We start from the raw sequence: 19,918 nt of genomic DNA, 5'->3' as shown, positions 1-19,918 counted from the left end.
CGGCAGAATGGAAAGTCACAGCTCATGAATCACTCGGCTACGGCTCTGGTCGCCGCGCATGCCAAAGCGCGAAGAAAAGGATGGCTTCGTTACAGCACCTTGAGGAAGCTGGTCCCGTATTTCTACGTGTCGCCGGCGACCCTGCTGCTTGTGCTGCTGATGCTGTTCCCGATGGTGATGGTCTTCAAATATTCTCTGATGGACGGCGCCATCATGAAAAAGACCGCTGCCTTCGCAGGGCTCCAGAACTATGTGACCATCTTTGAAAATCCGGTCTTCTGGCAGTCGGTCGCGCAGACGCTTTATTTCACGATCATGAGCGTCGTCTTCCACTTCATCATCGGCCTGGCATTCGCGCTGCTGTTGAACACCAACCGCGTCGATCCGCTTATTCGCAGCATCCTGCGCGTGCTCTTCATCCTGCCCTGGCTGTTCACCGCCGTCATCATCGCCATCATCTGGCGCCTGCTGCTCGACCCGAACGGCGTCGTCAACAGCGTGCTGATGGCGCTCCATATCATCAACTTCAAGGTCGAGTGGTTTTCGTCGACGCGCACGGCCATTCACGCTTTGACCTTCGCAAACATCTGGGCGGGTTATCCGCTTTACATGGTCAGCCTGCTCGCCGGCCTCCAGGGCATTTCCAAGGAGCTTTACGAGGCGGCCGGCATCGACGGCGCCAACGGACTCCAAAAGTTCTGGTACATCACCATTCCGCAGCTGATGCCGATCATCGTCAGCATCGCGCTTCTCGATTTCATCTGGACGATGCAGGTTTTTCCGCTGGTATGGATGACGACGGGCGGCGGCCCGATCTATTCGACGGAAGTGCTCTCCACTTTCACCTACAAGCTCGCCTTCTCGCAGTATGAATTCTCGCTGGCTTCGGCGAGCGCGATGATCATCCTAATCATCTCGATGAGCGTCACCTATTTCTACATCAAACACCAGCAGCGCAGGTGACCGTCATGGCAAAGCGTTCCTTCAAAAGCTCGGTATTGCCGACCATCCTGACCTATCTCGGTCTGGCGATCGGCCTGGTTTTTTCGGCTTTTCCGATCGTGTGGATGTTTTTCAGCTCGCTGAAATCGAATACGGAAATCTTCGCCCTTCCGCCGCGACTGTTGCCGGATGATTTCACGGTGGCCGCCTATCTGACGATTTTCAACGATCCGGTGAAAGTGCGGTTCTTCATCAACAGCTACTTTGTCGCCGGCGTCGTCACCATTCTGACCCTCCTCGTCGCGATCGTGACCGCCTACGGCTTCAGCCGCTATCAGTTCCGGTTCAAGAACACCTTGAACATTTTCATCATCAGCACCCAGACCGTTCCGCCGATTACCCTTCTCATTCCCTATTTCGGAATGGTGGTCGCCTTCAGGATCTTCGATACCTATCTGGCGCTGATCCTGACCTACATGGTCTTCACACTGCCTTACGCCGTCCTGCTGATGACAGGCTATCTCAACACCCTGCCGAAAGAGCTGGACGAGGCCGTCCTGGTCGACGGCGGTTCGAGCTGGACGGCGCTCTGGCGCGTCATCGTTCCGGTCTCCATCCCCGGGATCGTCGCCACTGCGGTCTACACCTTTCTGCTCGCCTGGAACGAATTCCTCTTCGCGCTGACGCTGACAAAATCGATGGACCTCAGGACGGTTCCGATCGGCATCCAGCTTCTGATGGGCCAGCACGCCTTCGAATGGAACGAGATGATGGCGATGAGCGTGCTCGGTTCCCTTCCCCTCCTGGTCCTTTATCTGGTTGCTCAACGCTACTTCCTGGCAGGCATGACCGCCGGCTCGGTCAAAAGCTGACGAGACGTCTCAGAACCTGCGCCAGCCGCGTCCAAGATCGTTTGGGCAATATCGGCAAAGCCAAGCCCGGCGGGCTGCGAGGAGACCCATTTCGGCGCGTATTGCAATTGTGAAAGAACCGGGATGATGTTGTTGACCCCGAAAGAGTTGCGGATAAAGCCAAACATCGGTGCATCGTTTCGAGAGTCACCGACGAAGGCGGTCACGGCGGCTGTTTGATCGGGATCGATACCGAACATCTCGGTTAAAACGCGCTCGCTCATCGAGCGCTTATTGTAATCGCCGATCCACGTGTTGATGTGGATGGAGCTGATCGCGACCGTTCCGCCCATGGCTCTAATGCTGGATGCCAGATCTTCGACCTCATACGGTTCCTGACCGTGAATGTCGATTGCGACATCCGCCAGCCGGAAGACCTGGTCGTGGGCAATTCTGAACGTCCGGCTATTTTGCGAGATCAGCTCTTTGATCGTCTGCAGGTGCTGGCGCTGGCGCTCACCCTGTAGGGCGCCATCCTCCCAATAGTCGAACACCACTTCGCCGTCCTGACGGGTGACGCAATATGCGCCGCTTTCGCCGATGACGGCAGCCACAGGCCAGGCGCGGACGATATGTTCGCACCATCCGGCTGAGCCGCCCGTGACCGGCACGACGGCAATTCCCGCCCGGCTGAGATCCCAGAGAGCTTCGTAGGTTTGCGGCAGAAGCTTGCCTTCGGTGGTCAGGGTATCGTCGATGTCGGTGAACAGGTAGCGCACATCCTGTAACTCACGAGCCGATGGTGCAAGGTCTACATAGCTCATGTCATATCCTCGCTGCATGTGACCACGTCCAAGCCGCTCTCGGCGAGGGCATTGGTGGCGGCAGCTTCGCCAGGCAGCCGATCGGTGTAGAAGCGGGTGAGTTTGCTGAATGGCGCAACACGCACGGAAGCGTTGCGCGTCCACTTGCTGACGTCTGCGGCCAGAATCTGCGTTTGTGAATTCTCAAGGAGGGCATTGGTGATTTGGGCTTCGCTATAGCTGAAATCCATCAGACCGTTGAGCGGGCTCAAAGCGCCCGCGCCGACGACTGCGTAAGTCGCATAGAATTTTTCGACGAACCTGATCACATCCGTGCCCACCACGTCGCGGTCATCGTGGCGCAAAAGTCCGCCCGTCAAATGGACCTCGACGCTCGGCGCGTCGCAAAGGCTCAAGGCGACGTGGATGTTATTGGTGATCACCGTCAGACCCTGGTGATCACGCAGCGCCTCGGCGACGAACCGAACCGTGCTGCCGATCCCGAGGAACACTGTCGCGTCTGCCCCTATGTCGGCGGCGACACGCTTGGCGATCAGCCGCTTGGCCCGTCGGTTGAGCTGGGCGCGAGCATTGAGTGAGATGTTGCTGCCCGCGACCGGCAAGTCGACGCCGCCGTGGAAGCGGCGTGCGTGCCCGAGATCGCATAATGCATTGATATCACGACGGATCGTCTGCGTCGTCAGATCATACCGACGTGCCAGTTCCTCGATGTACTGAACACCTTCCGTTTCGATCAGCGCAAGGATCTCACGTTGTCGGCTCGATATGATCCGCTGCCCCATCGCCGCTCCTTACGTGAGGTAGACACTGGGGTCGTCTGTTATCACACCGGTCAAACCCACGTCCCAGAATGATGCGAGCCGCTTGGGATCGTTGCAGGTCCACGCCCGCACCGAGATGCCGCGACGCACGGCCTCCTCGAGAAACCCGATACTCAGAGCCTTGTAGTCGAGATGGATGGTCTTTGCGGGAATCGACCGAAGGGTATCCTGCCAATCCGCAGGCAGCTTGCTCCACAGCATGGCGAGTTCGTAGCTTGGATCGATCTCATACATTCCCTTCAGCGCAGCGGCATCAAAGCTTGAGATCATGATCCTGGTGTGCGCCGCCCGCGCCTTCAGATGTTGATCGACGACTTTGACCAGCTGGTCGAGTGACTTGTGATGGGCATGCTGCTTGATCTCGACATTGGCGTTGAGCCCGAGTTCGCCCAGCGCGGAAACAACGCGGGCCAGCGTCGGCAGTGGTTCGCCTTTGAATTTCGGGCTGAACCATGAGCCAGCGTCGATGGCGCCGAGATCCGACGCGGTGAGGTCGGCAAGATTTCCCTTCGACGAGGAACAGCGATCGATCGACACGTCGTGGATGACGACCGGGGTCCCGTCGGCAAGAAGTGCTACGTCGAGTTCGACCCATTCCGCGCCTTGTTCAGCGGCCGCCCGGAAAGCGGCAATGGTATTCTCGGGCGCAATGGCAGAGGCGCCTCGATGCGCCTGAACCTCACTGCGTCTCGGGCCGGATCGCGGCTCTACGGTCGTCATCGTCTCATCTCTTTCATCGTCTTCTGGGCTGGGATGGAGAAATAATAAACCGGAGTCAATCTGTGCGTTTTCCGGTATCGCTGTTGAAAGGATGCATCGCGCCGACGCGTGCGAAGACGTCGATATTGGCATTCTCGGCAAAATCCGGACGACCCGGTACGGTCAGGACGACCGTCTGCTGGCCCCCTCCCAATCGCACATGCAGATGGCTTTCTCCGCCGATTGGCTCGAGCAGCTCGACCGTTGCATTGAGACGAACGGAAGGCTCAACCGGCTTGGCAACAAGCAACGCGTCCGGGCGAAGGCCGACCATATCGGTCCCGGCGGGCAATGCCAGGGCACTTGCGCTGTCGGCTGCCCTGAGGACGTCGATCGGCACGAGATTCATAGGCGGTGAGCCGATGAAGCTGGCGACGAACAGGCTCGCCGGGCGATCGTAGACCGCCACGGGCGTGCCGACCTGTTCGACAAGTCCTCCGTTCATGACAACCAGCCGGTCGGCCAGCGTCATCGCTTCAAGCTGGTCATGGGTGACATAGATGCTGGTGGTCTTCAGGCGCCGTTGCAGCCGGCGTATTTCAACGCGCATCTGCACCCGCAATTTGGCATCGAGATTGGACAGAGGCTCATCGAACAGGAAGGCGGCCGGCTCGCGAACGATCGCCCGCCCCATCGCAACGCGCTGGCGCTGCCCGCCGGAGAGTTCGCGAGGTTTACGATCCAACATCGGCCCAATTTCGAGGATCTCGGCCGCCTCCGCCACACGGCGGTTGATTTCCGCCCGTTCGGTGCCACGATTTTTCAAACCATATTCGAGATTTCCGCGTACGGTCATATGCGGATAAAGCGCATAATTCTGAAAGACCATGGCGATATCGCGGTCGGCCGGCTCTGCCTTGTTGACATTGCGGCCGGCAATCTCGACATGGCCTTCGCTGATGGATTCCAGCCCGGCAATCATGCGAAGCAGGGTTGATTTGCCACAGCCGGAGGGGCCGACGAGGACGATGAGTTCGCCGTCTGCGACAGACAGGTTGATGCCCTTGACCGCCGGAACGGCGCCATAATTCTTCTTGACGTCGATGATATTGATCGTTGCCATTTCATTTCTCCGTTTCGACCAGGCCTTTGACAAAAAGGCGTTGCATGGCGACGATGACGAGGACGGGTGGCAGGGCGGCCAGAATGACGGCTGCCATCACAAGGTTCCAGCGCGGCTCCGCATCGGCAACCGCTGCCATGCGCTGGATTCCCATCACGACGGTATAAAAGCTCTGGTCGGTCGTTATGATGAGCGGCCACAGATATTGGTTCCAGCCGAGCACGAACAAGATGATGAAGAGCGCCGCAATGTTGGTGATCGATAGTGGGAGCAGGATATCCCGGAAGAACTTCATCGGCCCTGCGCCATCGACACGGGCAGCCTCCATGAGTTCGTCGGGAACAGTCAGAAAGAACTGACGAAACAGGAAGGTTGCCGTTGCCGATGCGATCAGCGGGATGATGAGGCCGCCGTAATTGTTCAGCATTCCGAGATCGGCGACGACTTTGTAGGTCGGCACGATGCGCACCTCGACCGGCAGCATCAGCGTGATGAAGATCATCCAAAATGCCAAGGTCCGGAACGGAAACCGGAAATAGACGATAGCAAAAGCCGAAAGGATCGAAATAGCGATCTTCCCGACGGCGACGCCAACCGCCATGATCAGCGAGTTGATCATCATCGGTCCGATCGGCGGCGCCCCCGAGCTTGTCATTCCAGATGACAGCATCGTCGAATAGTTCTCGATGATGTGGCTGCCCGGCGTTAGCGGCACGACACCTGACAAGAAGTCGTTTGGACCGTGGCTCGATGCGATGAAAGCCACGTAGACGGGAAATACAACAATCGTGACGCCGATGATGAGGACAAGATGCGCCAGGAAATTTAGGAAGGGGCGATTTTCAACCATCCTCGGGATTCCTCAATATTGCACGCGGCGTTCGATGAAGCGGAATTGGACCGCGGTCAGAGCGATGACGATCACCATGAGAATGACCGACTGCGCCGCCGACGAGCCCAAATTCAGTCCGATGAAGCCGTCGAAATAAACCTTGTAGACAAGGATCTCGGTTGCACGCGCCGGTCCGCCCTGGGTGGTCGCATGAATGATGCCGAAGGTATCGAACATCGCGTAAACGATATTGATGACGATCAGATAGAAGGTTGTCGGTGAGATCAGCGGGAACACGATCGTCCAGAAACGCTTCACAGGACCGGCTCCGTCGATCGCCCCGGCTTCCTGAAGCGAACGGGGCACCGACTGCAGCGCAGCCAAGAAGAATAAGAAATTATAGGAAATCTGCTTCCAAGTCGCCGCGATGACGATCAGGATCATAGCGTCGTCAGGATTGATCAGATGGTTCCAGTTGATCCCCATCGCCCGCAACATATAGGCGACGATGCCGATCGAGGGATTGAACATGAACCACCAAAGAATGCCGGCGATCGCGGGAGCGACGGCATAGGGCCAGATCAGCAAGGTCGAATAAATTCGAGAGGTGCGCAACACGCGCATCGCCGCTGCAGCCAGGAGCAGCGCGATCGCCGTCGATAGGACGGTCACGAGAATGGCGAAGATGAGCGTGTGGCCGAAGGCGTTGATGTAGATCGGATCGGCAAAGAGCCGGCGGTAGTTTTCGAACCAGACGAAACTCGTTTTGAAGCCGAAGGCATCCTGGCGCAGGAAAGATTGCCAGAATGCCGTCGCCGCGGGCCAGAGGAAGAATACCACGGTCACGAAAATTTGGGGTGCGATGAGCAGGTAAGGCAAAAGCTTGTTGGGAAATACGGTCCGTTTGGTTTGCATGGGCCCTCACACTGACGGATGGGAAACGGGGGCCGGTCTCTCACCAGCCCCCGTCGCGGAGCCCATTAGTTGGCGGACTGGAAATCGCGAAGCTGTTCGTTGCCTCGTGCGACCACGGAATCAACCGCTTCCTTCGCCGTCTTCTTCCCGCCCAGCAATGCTGCAAACTCATCGTCGATGATGCCACGCACCTGGACGTAGTTGCCGAACCGGATACCCTTGGAATTATCGGTAGGTGTCACCCGCGTCAGCTGCTTGATGCCGATATCTGCTCCAGGATTCTTCTCGTAATAACCCTGATCCTGGCCCAGCTTATAGGCAGCCTCGGTTATCGGCAGGTAGCCGGAGAACTGATGCCAATCGGCTTGCACTTCCGGCTTCTGCAGGTAGGTGAAGAACTTCGCGACACCCTTGTACTCCTCTTCTGGGCGACCTTTCAGCGTCCAGAGCGTGGCGCCGCCGATAATCGAATTGAGCGGCTGCGTAATGACGTCGTCATAGTAGGGAAGCGGCGCAAACCCGACCTTGAAAGCCTTTGCGTTATTGATAACGCCTGCCCGGCCGGCCGACGAGTTCATGTACATCGCGCATTCCTGCGAATAGAACATCGGAGGAGCATTATCGCCGCCGCCAGGCCCGCCGAATTTGAAGAGCCCCTCGTCCTGCCACTTCTTCAAGTTGCCCCAATGGCGGATCGTGAGATCGTTGTTGAAGGTGAACTCCGCATCCAAGCCGCCAAAGCCGTTGGCCTTGGTGGAGTAGGGCTTGTCGTGCAGAGCATTGAGGTTTTCAGTCTGAATCCAGGAGATCCAGGCGCTGGTGAAGCCGCATTTGGCAGCGCCGGACTTCATGATCGTCCGCGAAAAGGCTTCAACTTCCGCCCATGTTTTCGGCGGTGTTTCCGGATCGAGCCCCGCCTTTTTGAAGACATCCTTGTTGTAATACATGATCGGCGTCGAGGAATTGAACGGCAAGGACAGAACGTTGCCGCTGGTGTCTGAGTAATAGCCGACGACCGGAGCAATGAATTTGCTCTGGTCCCAGGCCTCGCCTTCGTCCTTCATTAACTGGTAAACAGGATAGATCGCGCCCTGTGCTGCCATCATCGTGCCGGTACCGACTTCATAGACCTGTACGATTGCAGGCTGCTGGTTGGCGCGGAACGCAGCAATGGCGCCCGTCAGCGTCTCGTCATAGGTGCCTTTGAATACCGGGACGATCTCATAGTCAGATTGAGATGCGTTAAACCCCTTGGCGATCTGTTCAAGCTTCGCGCCATTCTCGCCGCCCATTGCGTGCCACCACTGGATCTTCGTGGCCGCCATTGCCGGAACGGATAAGGATAGGCTGGTCAATCCTGCGGACAGGAAAAAAGCGATCTTGTTCATCCTCACTCCCACTTGTTGTCGGTCCATAGCCTCCCGCTACGAACGTGAGCTCGATGGTAACAGGCTAGTTTCATTTTGCAAAGATAGAATGTTCATATGAACATTTGATGACACCAACTCGGTCGGCGATCGTAAAGACCGTTGCCCGGAAGGAGTGGCCAATCGATGATACGCGCCGCGTCAGCCTTTGATGGCACGCATGATCCGGTGGAAGTCCCATGACATCGGTCGCTAACGGCTTTTCACGACCAACGGCGTGCTCTATGACAGCTTTGTGACAGTCGATGGAGCGCAGATGCTGAACTGGTTTCGAAAACTCATGCCGCGGGAAGATCGCTTCTTCGATCTGTTCGCTCAACACGCAAAGACTGTCGTCGGTGCGGCCGAAGCCCTCGACGAACTTTTGAGCGGCACAGACATTGAAGGGCATTGTGCACGGATTGTCGCCTTGGAGAATGAAGCGGACGAGATCACCCGCGAAGTACTGCTTGCCGTGCGTCGCAGTTTTGTCACGCCGTTCGACCGTGGCGACATCAAGGATCTGATCCAGTCGATGGATGATGCGATCGACATGATGCAGAAAACGGTGAAGACCATTCGGCTATTCGAGCAGAAAAGCTTCGATCCTCTGATGCAGGAAATGGGAAAGACCATTGTCCAGGCAGCACATTTGATAGCCGAAGCCCTTCCTCTTCTCGATCGGATCAGCACGAATGCTCCCCGTCTGGCGGCGCTGGCAGAAGAAGTGACGCGCGTCGAAGGCCGGTCCGACGAGTTGCACGAGCAGGGCTTGAAGGATCTTTTCCGCCGCCACGGCGCGTCGAATGCAATGGCTTACCTCATCGGCAGCGAGATCTATGGCGAGCTTGAGAAGGTCGTTGACCGTTTCGAGGATGTCGCCAATGAGATCAGTGGCATCGTCATCGAGAACGTTTGATGGAAGCCACCCTTGCCCTTCCTCTTCTTGCCGCTCTCGTGGCTGTCGCACTCTTCTTTGATTTCCTGAACGGCCTGCACGATGCAGCCAATTCCATCGCCACAATCGTGTCGACGCGCGTGCTGCGTCCGCAATATGCTGTGTTTTGGGCGGCCTTTTTCAACTTCATAGCCTTCCTGTTCTTCGGCTTGCACGTCGCGGAAACGCTCGGAACCGGCATCATCGATCCGGCCATCGTGACTCCGCAAGTCATTTTCGCGGCGTTGATGGGCGCCATTGTCTGGAATATTGTCACCTGGGTCTTTGGTATCCCGTCGAGTTCATCGCATGCACTGGTCGGCGGTCTGGTGGGTGCTGGCCTGATGAAGACGGGATTCAGTTCGATCGTCTGGACCGGTTTGTTGAAGACGGCCGGCGCCATCGTGATGTCGCCGGCGATCGGATTTTTCCTGGCGCTTCTGCTCATTCTGATCGTGTCGTGGACTTTCGTGCGACAGACACCGTTCGCCGTTGATCGCACATTCCGGGTCTTCCAGTTTGTGTCTGCCTCCCTCTACTCCCTCGGCCATGGGGGCAACGACGCGCAGAAGACGATGGGCATCATCGCCGTGTTGCTATATTCGCAAGGGTACCTGACGGGTGGTTTCCATGTGCCGCTCTGGGTCGTTCTCTCATGCCAAAGCGCAATGGCACTCGGTACGCTTTTCGGCGGCTGGCGGATCGTCCATACGATGGGATCGAAGATCACGCGTCTCAACCCAATGCAGGGCTTTTGTGCCGAAACAGGCGGTGCATTGACACTGTTTGGCGCAACCTGGCTGGGCATCCCGGTCTCGACCACGCATACGATCACCGGCGCCATCATCGGCGTGGGCGCCGCCCGACGCCTGTCCGCCGTACGCTGGGGCTTGGCGGGCAACATCGTTGTTGCCTGGGTTGTCACACTCCCCGCCGCTGCGATCATTTCGGCGCTGTGCTACTGGCTATCGGACCTCTTCGCCTAGAACGGGATGTCGTCCGAAAACCGCTCACATTTTTCGGCATCATGCCCTATCTCTTTGTTTTCACGCAATACCGGACGCAAAACCGCTTCGCACTATTGCTGGAATTTCTCTAGCGACCACCCATCCTTGTCACCGGCGCGTCCCAACCCTGCAGCCTGTTGCAGACCTCGGCTCTGCTGGGTGCGCCGGTACGACCGCCAAACACCTGGCATTTGAGCGCCGCCGCCATGGATGAAAAGCGCATCGTCTCTTCAATCGGCAGGCCTTCCGCGACAACCAGCGCAAAAGCGCCATGGAAGATATCGCCTGCCGCGAGCGTGTCGACCGCCCTCACCTTCGGAGCGGCAAGATGAAGGACTTCGCCGCTTCGGTCATCGAACCAGAAGCAGCCACTTTCGCCCGCCGTGACGCTGATGAAGGCATGCTCGAACTTTCGTTTGAGAAGACCGACGATCTTCACCAGCTCGGCTGCTCCAGAAAGCCGTTCGGCCGCCGGTTGTGAGAACACGATGTGACTGGCCGCCGGCGCAAGCATCTCGATCACGCCATCGCCTGCAACATCGCCATCGAGAATGGCCGGCTTGCCCGCCTCTGCGGCTGCCAATAGCGTCCGCAATGCAAGCTTCGGCCACCGGACGTCAACCAGCACCGCATCGAAAGCAGAAATATCCTTTTTGGTGACCGGCTTGACCGTTTCGTGCAGGCCCGCATCGTAGAAAGGTACGATCAAACGCTCGCCTTGGTCATCCACAAGGATGGTCGAGACGGCCGAACGGGCGTCTTCGACGCGCAGCATGCCGCTCGTGTCTATGCCGCTATTGCTGAGATCGGCAATGATCCGTTCGCCGGTGGCATCATTGCCGACGGCGCCCCAGAGGCTGGCTTTGCCACCCAGCCGGGCGACTGCAAAGGCGGCGCTCGATGCCATGCCTTCGGCGATCTGGAGCATATCGTAAGGCAGAATTTTGCCCTGGCCATTCGGTAGCGAACGTACGCGAAACAAGGTGTCCATAACCGCGGCGCCGACACACAAAACGCGGCGCGCCCGACCGGGAGGTGGGTCGAAGGCAGAAGAAGAAGAAGTCGTCAAAACCGTTGTCTCACCCGCTCACTTGACGGCTCCGGCCGTCAGACCCGCCACGATCTGCCGTTGCGCAAACACCGTCAAAATCAGCACGGGCAAGGTGACGATCAACGCCGCCGCCGCCAGCGGACCCCAACTGACCTGCTCGAACGAGAGCATGTTGTAGACCGCGACGGGGAGCGTGCGCGTCTCGCGACTGGCGAGCACGATGCCGAAGACGAAATTGTTCCACGAGAAGATGACCGACAGGATGAAGGCGACGACAATGCCTGGCCTGGCGATCGGCAAGGCAACCAGCCGGAAAACCTGCCAGGGTGTTGCACCGTCGATGCTTGCAGCCTCTTCCAGTTCCATCGGCGTCGTCTCGAAATAACCGATCATGATCCACACGACGATCGGCACTGTGACGACGAGATGGATGATGATCTGCGGCAAGAGCGTGCCGAGCAGGTTCAGCCATTGGAACAGTAGGAAGAGCGGGATCAGGAACGAAAGGCCCGGCGTCATGCGCGCAATCATGATGACCATCGCAGACTTCTCGGCCTTCAGCCGCGCGATGCCATATCCGGCCGGCACGCCGATTAGTAGCGCCAGAAGTGTGGCGGCACCCGTCACCAGCACCGAATTCCAGAGATAGAGGAAGAAGTTGTTCTCTTCGAAGACCTTCAGATAGTTCGACCAGGCAAAGCGCTCCGGGATGAAGATCGGTGGATAAGCGCCGTTGTCGATTTCATATTTCAGCGACAGGGAAATCATCCAGAGGAAGAACAGGACGACCGGCGATATCATCACCAGGGCAACAAACAGCAGTCCGATGCGATCGAGCGTCTTGCGCTTCATCAGCGTGCCTCCCCGTCGGACCAGTTCGCGCGCTGCCGCAGCATCATCAGGACGAAGGCGAGCAGGACGATGAGGATGAAGAAGACAACCGCCATCGCAGATCCATAGCCAATATCGTAGTAAGCGAAAGCAGTGTTGTAGAGATAGATGTTGATCGTTTCCGACGCCGTGCCCGGACCGCCTTGGGTCATGGCGTAGATGATGTCGAAACTTTTCACCGCATCGATGCTGCGGATCATCACGGCAATCATCAGAAATGGCGCGATCATCGGCAGCGTCAGGTAGCGAAATTTCTGCCAGACATTGGCTCCGTCGATTTCGGCACTTTCATAGGGCTCGCGCGGAACCGCCGCCAGACCACCGAGCACGATCAGCATGATAAGCGGCGTCCATTGCCACGTCTCGACCAGCACCAGCGATGGGATGACACTGTTCTGGTTATAGATCCATTCCTGCGGGCCGATGCCCATGAGGGAGAGAAGATAGTTGAGGACGCCGAGCTGCGGGTGGAACATCATCGTCCAGACGAGGGCGATGGCGACCGGCGTCGCCATCATCGGCATCACGAATATGCCACGCAGAAGGCCGCGCAGCGGAAATTGCGTATCAAAGATCAGCGCGGCGAGCGTCCCCAGGAAAAGGGGCGCCACCACGGAGAGCGTCGTATAGAGCACCGTATGCCACAGCGAGTCCCAGAAGCGCATGTCCACGACCAGGCGGGCATAGTTGTCCAGTCCCGCAAAGACCTGGGATTGGCCAAGCGTCCAGCTGTTGACGCTCATCCAAAGGGTAAACACCCATGGAAAAACGATGACGGCCGCAATGACGATGAGCGCCGGGATGACGAAAGGCCAGTAGTTGGGAGCAAACCGATCCGGTTTGCTCCTTCCTTTCGAGGTCTTGGCCACTGCGGCCGTTTCGATGCTTGTCGAGGCCATTATCCCTCGCTTTTCGCCAGGACGGGTTCGAACTGTGCCGTCGCTGCCTTCAGCTCGGTTTCGGGATCGGCGCCGCCGATCATGTTGGTGAGACCGACACCGTAAACGTCGCGGAACTCGGTGACCGGAATGATGACCGGCAGCGCGAGCTGCGAAATCTTGCCGGAACCGACGACGGCATCTAGCCAGGCGCCCGGCATCTTGACGCCTTCGCGGACCTTCGCATCCTCGAGGACGGACTGGCGGAAAGGAACGCCGGCGCCGGCCTGCAGCAGACGTGCGCCCATTTCATGCGAAATCGCCCATTGGCAGAAGAGGTATCCGGCTTCTTTCTTCTGGCTTGCCGCGACGACTCCAAGCCCGTCACCGAAGGTGCCCGCGGCCTGTGCCTTCGGACCTTTCGGCATGATGCCGTAACCGACCTGGCCGACGACGCGCGACTTTTCCGGATTCTCGATCGGCGGCGCAAAACCGACGCCATCCAGCCACATGCCGATCTTGCCCTGCAGGAAGGCCGACTGTGCCTCGGCCCAGTTGAAGCCGGAGACGCCGGGAGGGGCTGTCTTGGTCATCAGTCTTTGGTAAAGCTTGGCCGCATCGATCGCTTCTTGCGATGTCGTGCGCAGCTTGCCATCCGGGCCGAGCGGGCTCGAACCATAGCCAAGCAGCAGCGACGTCCAGACCGGCGTATTGGCATTCTTCAGGCCGCGGGCGACGAAGCCGTAGGTGTTGGTGGAAGGATCGGTGAGCGCCTCCGCGGCACTGGCGAGTTCTTCGAACGTCGTCGGATAGGCCAGCCCCTTCTTCTCGAACAGCGCCTTGTTCCAATAGATGATCCAGTAGTCGACCGAGAATGGAAGCGAACGCAGAACGCCGCCCGGATCTTTGGCAAAAGTCAGGCCGGCTTCGGCGAAGTCGCTTTCAACCAGAGACGGGTCGGTCAGAGAGGGGTCCTTGAGAAAACCGCCGATATCGGCAAGCCAGCCGCCCTTTTCGAACTGCCGCTTCTGGACATGATAGCTCATATGCACGACATCGAAGCTGGGCTTGCCGGAGCTCAGCTCGATGGTCGTCTTCTGACGCTGCTGTTGTTCGGGCGTCGCTTCGGCATTGACCTTGATGCCGGTGAGCTCCTCGAATTCGGGAAGGTACTTGAGAAGTATTTCGCTGCGCGGGCTCTTGACCAGATTGACTTCGAGCGTCGTGCCGGCAAAGCGCTTCCAATCGACCGCAGCCGATGCCAGCCGCACGCCGAGCATGCTGCTGGCGCCAAAAGCGGCCGTACCCGCCAGAAAGCCGCGCCTCGTCGGGTTCAAAAACGATGACATGTGATTCCTCCTCCTTTTGCCGGCGATCTCCTCACCCCCGGCTGCTTATTTCCGATTATATCCTGAGCGCACGATCTCTTGCATGATTGATGTGTGCGACAAGGCTGTTGACGGCGTCCTCCGCCGATCGTCGTTCGATCGCCTCGAGTACCTTGAGGTGCTCACCCATGACAGGTCCGACGTGACCATCGATACGAAAACGGTCCTGACTGATCAGGCGCATCTTGATTGAGTTCACCCGGTAGGCGTTCGAGATGATGGTATTTCCCAAAGCATCGATAAAGGCGTCATGCATACCCCAATCGACAGCTTGTGCGTGTACTTCCAATTCGTGCGATCCATCGCCATTTCGAATGGCGTCCGCAATATCCCGATGCTGCTTCAAAAGCCCGGCGATCGTCTCCTCAGACGCAGAGCGGGTGAAAAGCGCTACCGCTTCCTTCTCCAGGAACACGCGCAGTTGGAACGCCTCGCGAATAAGGTTCAGGTCGATATGCGCGATCTGCAACCCCCGCTGGGGCACCGTCTTGATCAGTCCTTCGGCTTCGAGCCTTGGGATAAGTTCGCGGATGGCGCCAAGCGTCAGCCCTGTCAGCTCGACGAGGCGACGCTGCGAAACGAACTGGCCGGGGCGCACGTCACGCGCAAGAAGGTGGCGTGTGAAACTCTCATACGCCTTTTCCCGCAGTGTCGGCTGCTCGTCCGTTCCGTCCATCGCCTCTCCCAGAAACATCTCCGACCTATGCCGCTTTCGAGCGGAAAAGAGTGTCGAACGCAAGAGCGAGTTGCGCCTGCCCTTCGCCGGATATTGAAACGAGTGGTGGGCGAACCGCAAGCCAGATTTCATCAGACGTCAGGTGAGTGACCATCGCTTTCACGGCGGCGGTCACCGGAAATTTCAGCAGTTCGGCCACGAAATCCTCGACGCGAGGATCGTCCTTGCCTTCTTCCGCCATCAGCTTGACTTCGCGAGGTACGAAATTCGCCATGCCGGAGATCGCACCCTGGCCGCCAAGCCGCACACCCTTCGCCAGGTGACGTTCGTCGCCCACCAGGATGACGAGATCGCCATGCGCCTTCAGCAGCTTTTCCGTAAAAGGCCAGTCGCCGGAGGAATCTTTGACGCCCGTAACGACCTTGGGAAAGGCGGTCCGCAGTCGGCCGATGAGCGATACGCTCAGCGGAACCATGGTGACCGAAGGAATGTTGTAGACGATAATGTCTCGCGCCTTGCCGCCCAGGATAGCGAAAACAGCCGAAAACCACTGGAAGACGCCGTCCTCACTCACGTTCTTGAAATAAGACGGCGGAGCAAGAAGGATATTGCGGGCTCCCTTGGAAAGCGCATGGCCGGCCTGCATCGCCGCATCCTCGGCAGCGTCGACCAGCACACCGACGATGATCTGCTTTGCAGCTATTCCGCTATCAAGCATGGAAGCGAGAACATGCTCACGTTCCTGCGTGCCGATGGAAGAACCTTCACCCGTCGTCCCGAACAGGGTCACACTCGAGCAGCCGGCCGCGAGGCTCCGCCGTGCCTGCTCGATCATCGCCTCGATCGCGATATCGCCGTTGCTGTCGAACGGCGTGGCGAGAGCAACCGAGAGCCCGAATTTTTGTGTCAAATATGCTTCCTCCCAATGAATGGATCAAATGTAGCAAACTAACATGTTAGCTGTAAAGAGGTGATTGCGCACTGTTACACGAATGCCGAGGCAGTCGCTTTCTCACGATCAACTGGCATGCCTCGCCGTCGGCCCATTGGCCCGCACGAGCGCCATCAGCATCGGTCCGATTGCAAACTCGCCCTTTTCGGTCCTTCGGGTCAGATCTCTGAGATAACCGCCGGGCGAGTTGATGTGCCCTCCCCTTTCCAGGATGCAGGCGATCACGGTGGCGGCGTTTTCCGGGCCCATGCCCGAGCAGGCTTCCTCATAGGCCGAGGGACTGACGCCGAGCATCGAACGCACGACGACGGCCGCCGACATCAAGTCTCGCCAATTGCCGATGTTTCCGCCGGGCCCATAGTCGAGAATACTGGGGCAGGCCTGGAGGACGAGGCCGAGCGGGAAGGACTTCAGGCCTTGTCCGGCGCCCGGGTCGGCTGCGCCCCCCGCCCTGTTGCTCATCCGGCCGGAAGGCCTTTGCTGCTTCAATCTTCGTTCGTCTGACGGCCCGGCGTTCGGGTCGTTATCGGCCGCTGCCTTTTCGCCCTGCTTCGTTTCGAAGCTTGGTTCAAGTTCATAATTGGAGTCGGGATTTGAATTCTGTTTGTGATGCTCAATTTGAGACTCATTGGCGTCTATTTTTTGTGTTTTTATCCGTCTTTCCAGCATGTTGACGATCTCTGCACGCAGCATCGCCATCTCGTCGAGCAGCGGTGTCAGGTCTTCGGCGGTCGCCACCCGTGGAATTCGGGCAAGAAGCGCTCGAAACATCGCCGAAATACCTTCCCAATCACCGGAAACCCCTTCTTCGAGCGCCGCCGTGATCAGCTTGGAAATGTCCCGCCGGCACAACGTCAGGCGTTCCCTGGTCACCCGTAACAGCTCCCGGTCGGCAACCGCCTGAGCCGCCAGGCTTTCGATTTCGACAGCACGCGCCAAAAGCGGTGCGACGCTGAAGCCGAAGGCATCGCCGATCGCCCCTGCCCTGTCGCGGCGCGCATAGCGCTTTCCATTCGGGCTGTCCTTGCGCAGGATCAGGCCGGCCTCGACCAGGACAGCAAGATGCCGCCTGAGGGTCGCTGGCGTCATGCCGCGGGCGCGCAACGAAAGCTGCGCATTCGACGGGAAGACGATCAGTCCCTTTTCCTCGGAGATTTCGTCGTCAGGGTAGAAGGTCAGAAGCGCGTCGAGCACCGTCAGTGCCCGATCGGTGACGCCAAGCGCCGGCCGTGCTTCGCAGATCGCCCTGAATAGCTTCCATTTGCTGCGTTTCATTCCCGGCTCGATGGTCTCGGCCAGGTGCTGGTTTGCCAGCATGCCAAGCGACATCGGCCGCCGCCCAAAGGGCGTCGTCACATATCCACTCTCCATTTGCCTTCACCTTCGTTCAGGCAAAAGAAAACCATCCACCAATTTGGTGCCTAAGACGCTTGACTGTGATTCGGGGAAATGCGATTCTCGATGTGCTTAAGATCTGAGAAGGGCTTCCACGGCGTCGTCGTTGGGGGCCTTTTTCTTTTGCGCGCTACGCTCCTCTGTCCTTGTTGAACTCCTGGAACAGGCCCTTCAGCCTTTCCTGGACGAATTGATCAAAACCGGGCGCGGTCTTTCCGTCGAAGACGAAGGTCGCACCGGATGCTGTCTTCTTGATCATGACAGGCACACCGCTGACCTCAGATTTGGCCACCGTCGGCTTCGGAGCAGTCGTCTTCTTCGTTGCCAGAACGAGTGCCCGGTGAAACCGTTCGTCGCTCGAAATTTTGCGCGCGTCGTCCGCGGACAACTCCGCGATGATCTTTTCGACGTCGGCTTTCTCAAGCCGCTCACCCAGTTCCAGCCATCGGCGGCGGCCGATATCAGGTGCTGCACCTATCGCATTGACGAGCCCCAGGGGGACCTGTCGTATGACGATCAGCATTCTCGACAGCGCCGCCTTGTCCACGCCGAGAGCCGCCATGATGACGTCACGGCCAAAGCTGCGTTCCTCGAGCCGCGATGCGAAGAGTGCGCGCTCGATGTAGGAGAGATTGGTTCGAGCGCTGTTTTCCTGTCCCTGGCTGACGACCAACTGACCGTCGGTGAGATCGCGGACGACCGCACGCACCCTGATGCCAATTTCTCGGGTGGCAGCCAGGCGACGATGGCCGTAGGCGACCTGATAGCGTCCCCTGCTTTCGGGATGCGGGCGGACAAGAATCGGAACCTGCTGCCCATGCTCGCGGATCTGCTCGACAAGCTGCGCGAGTTCGGCCGCATCGATCGCCAATCGATCGCTGACGAAGGAAGCGTCGATCAGGCCGGGATCGAGTTCGATGATCGTCTGGCCACTGGCAAGCTGCCGTTCCAGCTCACTCGCCCGCTCCATTTTCTCGGTAATGTTGCCGAGCGTCTTGGTAATGCCGCCGACCGGCGCGGCACTGCGCTCCTGCGGCACGAATCCAGCGATCGGACGATTGTCGCGCAGTGCGACCGCGTCCGCCCTTGCCGGGTTCGGAGCGGAAATTTCGATGAGGTTCTTGCGCGCCATCTATCTATTTCCTCCCCCAGGTGGAGCGAATATGCGCCTCGATCTCGCCATTCACGAGGTTGAGGGATTCCAGTGCCCGATCGTAGGTTCCGCGTGTGAACTGCGACCGCTCGACCTCGTAAAGTGTCTGCTTGGTGACGCCGGCATCGGCGACTGCCGTCGATTTCACCATGGCATTGTGGAGCATTCGGTTGCCGAAGATTGCCCGCATGAAGCCGGTCATCTGGCTTTGCGGTCCGTCATTCGGTTCGAACCGCGTCACGAGATAGCGCATCCAGTCATAGCTGGTACGCCCGCCGGCCTTTTCCACGACCGACATCAATTCACTCGTCATCGTCAGAAACTGCGACATCGACATGACATCCAGCATCTGCGGGTGGACCGTGATCAAGACCGAGGTTGCCGCGCAGAGCGCCGACATCGTCAGGAAGCCCAATTGCGGCGGGCAGTCGATGACCACAACGTCGTAAAGGCTTTCGATTTCCGTCAAGGCCTCGCCGATGCGGGCAAAGAACATCGTCTCCGCCGTACCCGACGCCATCGCCTTCGGGGTCTCGTGCTCGAATTCCATCAGCTCGAGATTGCCCGGAATGAGATGCAGATTGGGCGTGTAGGTGGCGCGCACGATGTCGGCGATGGGGCGCGGGTCCTCATATCGGATCGCACCATAGATCGTTTCGCCCTCTCCGACGTCGAACTCCGGCTGATGACCGAACAAGGCGGACAGGGACGCCTGCGGATCGAGGTCGACGGCGAGCACGCGGTAGCCTCGCAGCGCCATGAACTGCGCCAGATGGGCCGCAGTGGTGGTCTTGCCCGAGCCGCCCTTGAAATTCATGACGGAGATGATCTGGAGCTTTTCGCCCGGCCTGCGGGCCGGCACATATTTCGGCGTTCCGTTTCGCTCGTCGAGGACCCGGCGAATTCGATCCATATCCGTTGCGCTATAGAGCCGCCGTCCGTTTGCGAGCGGATCGGGCCCATGGCCGTCGGCGGCTACCTGGCGGAGATACCCTTCGCCGATGCCGATAAAGCCTGCCGCTTCCGCCGGCGAAAATGTTCTGATGGTCTTTTGCGAGAGCGGGGGGAAGATTTTTGCCTGATGCTGCTGAAGTTGATAGGATAACTCCTTCGCATCCGTTGCCAGAAGCGACGGGAGGTGCTCTTGATCGTCCTGAAGAGCAAGACTCGGCTCCAT

The 19,918-nt window shown here is 58.5% G+C and carries 21 protein-coding genes; 4 read left to right on the top strand and 17 right to left on the bottom strand.

Going from position 1 to position 19,918, the window contains the following annotated elements:
* Positions 1–24 precede the first annotated feature (24 nt).
* Both AC245Y_RS24175 and AC245Y_RS24170 read left to right on the top strand, forming a co-directional pair.
* Entirely contained in the window at positions 25–963 is a 939-nt protein-coding gene (locus AC245Y_RS24175; protein ID WP_003562572.1) for a carbohydrate ABC transporter permease, read from the top strand.
* A gap of 5 nt (positions 964–968) precedes the next feature.
* A complete protein-coding gene (locus AC245Y_RS24170; RefSeq protein WP_003562573.1) occupies positions 969–1,814 on the top strand; it encodes a carbohydrate ABC transporter permease in 846 nt (281 codons plus the stop codon).
* Here AC245Y_RS24170 and AC245Y_RS24165 read toward each other — a convergent pair.
* From AC245Y_RS24165 to AC245Y_RS24130, 8 genes are all read right to left on the bottom strand, one after another.
* A complete protein-coding gene (locus AC245Y_RS24165) occupies positions 1,772–2,617 on the bottom strand; it encodes an HAD-IIB family hydrolase (protein ID WP_003562574.1) in 846 nt (281 codons plus the stop codon). The two genes, AC245Y_RS24170 and AC245Y_RS24165, sit on opposite strands and share 43 nt — an antisense overlap.
* Positions 2,614–3,399: a DeoR/GlpR family DNA-binding transcription regulator gene (locus AC245Y_RS24160; RefSeq protein WP_003562577.1), complete on the bottom strand. Its 786-nt coding sequence runs from the start codon at positions 3,397–3,399 to the stop codon at positions 2,614–2,616. The genes AC245Y_RS24165 and AC245Y_RS24160 overlap by 4 nt, the downstream gene beginning before the upstream one ends.
* Positions 3,400–3,408: 9 nt before the next feature.
* Positions 3,409–4,158: a glycerophosphoryl diester phosphodiesterase gene (locus tag AC245Y_RS24155; protein WP_003562579.1), complete on the bottom strand. Its 750-nt coding sequence runs from the start codon at positions 4,156–4,158 to the stop codon at positions 3,409–3,411.
* 55 nt (positions 4,159–4,213) lie between these two features.
* Positions 4,214–5,260 carry a sn-glycerol-3-phosphate import ATP-binding protein UgpC gene (locus AC245Y_RS24150; RefSeq protein WP_017996273.1) on the bottom strand — a complete coding sequence of 349 codons (1,047 nt, stop codon included), beginning with the start codon at positions 5,258–5,260 and terminating at the stop codon, positions 4,214–4,216.
* Position 5,261: 1 nt separating this feature from the next.
* Positions 5,262–6,110 carry a sn-glycerol-3-phosphate ABC transporter permease UgpE gene (gene ugpE / locus AC245Y_RS24145; protein ID WP_003562583.1) on the bottom strand — a complete coding sequence of 283 codons (849 nt, stop codon included), beginning with the start codon at positions 6,108–6,110 and terminating at the stop codon, positions 5,262–5,264.
* Positions 6,111–6,122: 12 nt separating this feature from the next.
* The gene (ugpA, locus tag AC245Y_RS24140) at positions 6,123–7,007 is read right to left on the bottom strand and encodes a sn-glycerol-3-phosphate ABC transporter permease UgpA (RefSeq protein ID WP_003562585.1); all 885 of its coding nucleotides are present in this window, start codon (positions 7,005–7,007) and stop codon (positions 6,123–6,125) included.
* 65 nt (positions 7,008–7,072) lie between these two features.
* Positions 7,073–8,395: a sn-glycerol-3-phosphate ABC transporter substrate-binding protein UgpB gene (ugpB, locus tag AC245Y_RS24135; protein ID WP_026157588.1), complete on the bottom strand. Its 1,323-nt coding sequence runs from the start codon at positions 8,393–8,395 to the stop codon at positions 7,073–7,075.
* 70 nt (positions 8,396–8,465) lie between these two features.
* Complete coding sequence (locus AC245Y_RS24130) at positions 8,466–8,825, bottom strand: hypothetical protein (RefSeq protein ID WP_245274065.1); 360 nt, start codon at positions 8,823–8,825, stop codon at positions 8,466–8,468.
* Between AC245Y_RS24130 and AC245Y_RS24125 the strand changes: the two genes are divergently transcribed.
* The gene (locus tag AC245Y_RS24125) at positions 8,715–9,332 is read left to right on the top strand and encodes a DUF47 family protein (protein ID WP_245274062.1); all 618 of its coding nucleotides are present in this window, start codon (positions 8,715–8,717) and stop codon (positions 9,330–9,332) included. The two genes, AC245Y_RS24130 and AC245Y_RS24125, sit on opposite strands and share 111 nt — an antisense overlap.
* Entirely contained in the window at positions 9,332–10,336 is a 1,005-nt protein-coding gene (locus AC245Y_RS24120) for an inorganic phosphate transporter (RefSeq protein WP_017996275.1), read from the top strand. The genes AC245Y_RS24125 and AC245Y_RS24120 overlap by 1 nt, the downstream gene beginning before the upstream one ends.
* Before the next feature lie 109 nt (positions 10,337–10,445).
* On the opposite strand, the gene AC245Y_RS24115 is transcribed toward AC245Y_RS24120, so the two are convergent.
* The 9 genes from AC245Y_RS24115 to repA form a co-directional block, all read right to left on the bottom strand.
* The gene (locus AC245Y_RS24115; protein ID WP_017996276.1) at positions 10,446–11,426 is read right to left on the bottom strand and encodes a sugar kinase; all 981 of its coding nucleotides are present in this window, start codon (positions 11,424–11,426) and stop codon (positions 10,446–10,448) included.
* Between the two features lie 18 nt (positions 11,427–11,444).
* Entirely contained in the window at positions 11,445–12,260 is an 816-nt protein-coding gene (locus tag AC245Y_RS24110; RefSeq protein ID WP_017996277.1) for a carbohydrate ABC transporter permease, read from the bottom strand.
* Entirely contained in the window at positions 12,260–13,198 is a 939-nt protein-coding gene (locus AC245Y_RS24105) for a carbohydrate ABC transporter permease (RefSeq protein ID WP_003562595.1), read from the bottom strand. The genes AC245Y_RS24110 and AC245Y_RS24105 overlap by 1 nt, the downstream gene beginning before the upstream one ends.
* Entirely contained in the window at positions 13,198–14,526 is a 1,329-nt protein-coding gene (locus AC245Y_RS24100) for an ABC transporter substrate-binding protein (RefSeq protein WP_017996278.1), read from the bottom strand. The genes AC245Y_RS24105 and AC245Y_RS24100 overlap by 1 nt, the downstream gene beginning before the upstream one ends.
* A gap of 55 nt (positions 14,527–14,581) precedes the next feature.
* A complete protein-coding gene (locus AC245Y_RS24095; RefSeq protein ID WP_017996279.1) occupies positions 14,582–15,259 on the bottom strand; it encodes a GntR family transcriptional regulator in 678 nt (225 codons plus the stop codon).
* A gap of 7 nt (positions 15,260–15,266) precedes the next feature.
* Positions 15,267–16,151, bottom strand: coding sequence for a dihydrodipicolinate synthase family protein (locus AC245Y_RS24090; protein WP_017996280.1), 885 nt, complete (start codon positions 16,149–16,151; stop codon positions 15,267–15,269).
* A gap of 108 nt (positions 16,152–16,259) precedes the next feature.
* Positions 16,260–17,564, bottom strand: coding sequence for a plasmid replication protein RepC (gene repC, locus AC245Y_RS24085; RefSeq protein ID WP_017996281.1), 1,305 nt, complete (start codon positions 17,562–17,564; stop codon positions 16,260–16,262).
* A gap of 154 nt (positions 17,565–17,718) precedes the next feature.
* Complete coding sequence (gene repB / locus AC245Y_RS24080) at positions 17,719–18,720, bottom strand: plasmid partitioning protein RepB (RefSeq protein WP_017996282.1); 1,002 nt, start codon at positions 18,718–18,720, stop codon at positions 17,719–17,721.
* Positions 18,721–18,724: 4 nt separating this feature from the next.
* Positions 18,725–19,918, bottom strand: coding sequence for a plasmid partitioning protein RepA (gene repA / locus AC245Y_RS24075; RefSeq protein ID WP_017996283.1), 1,194 nt, complete (start codon positions 19,916–19,918; stop codon positions 18,725–18,727).

The organism is Rhizobium sp. SRDI943 (assembly GCF_057653695.1).
This window is presented reverse-complemented; position numbering and strand designations above follow the sequence as displayed.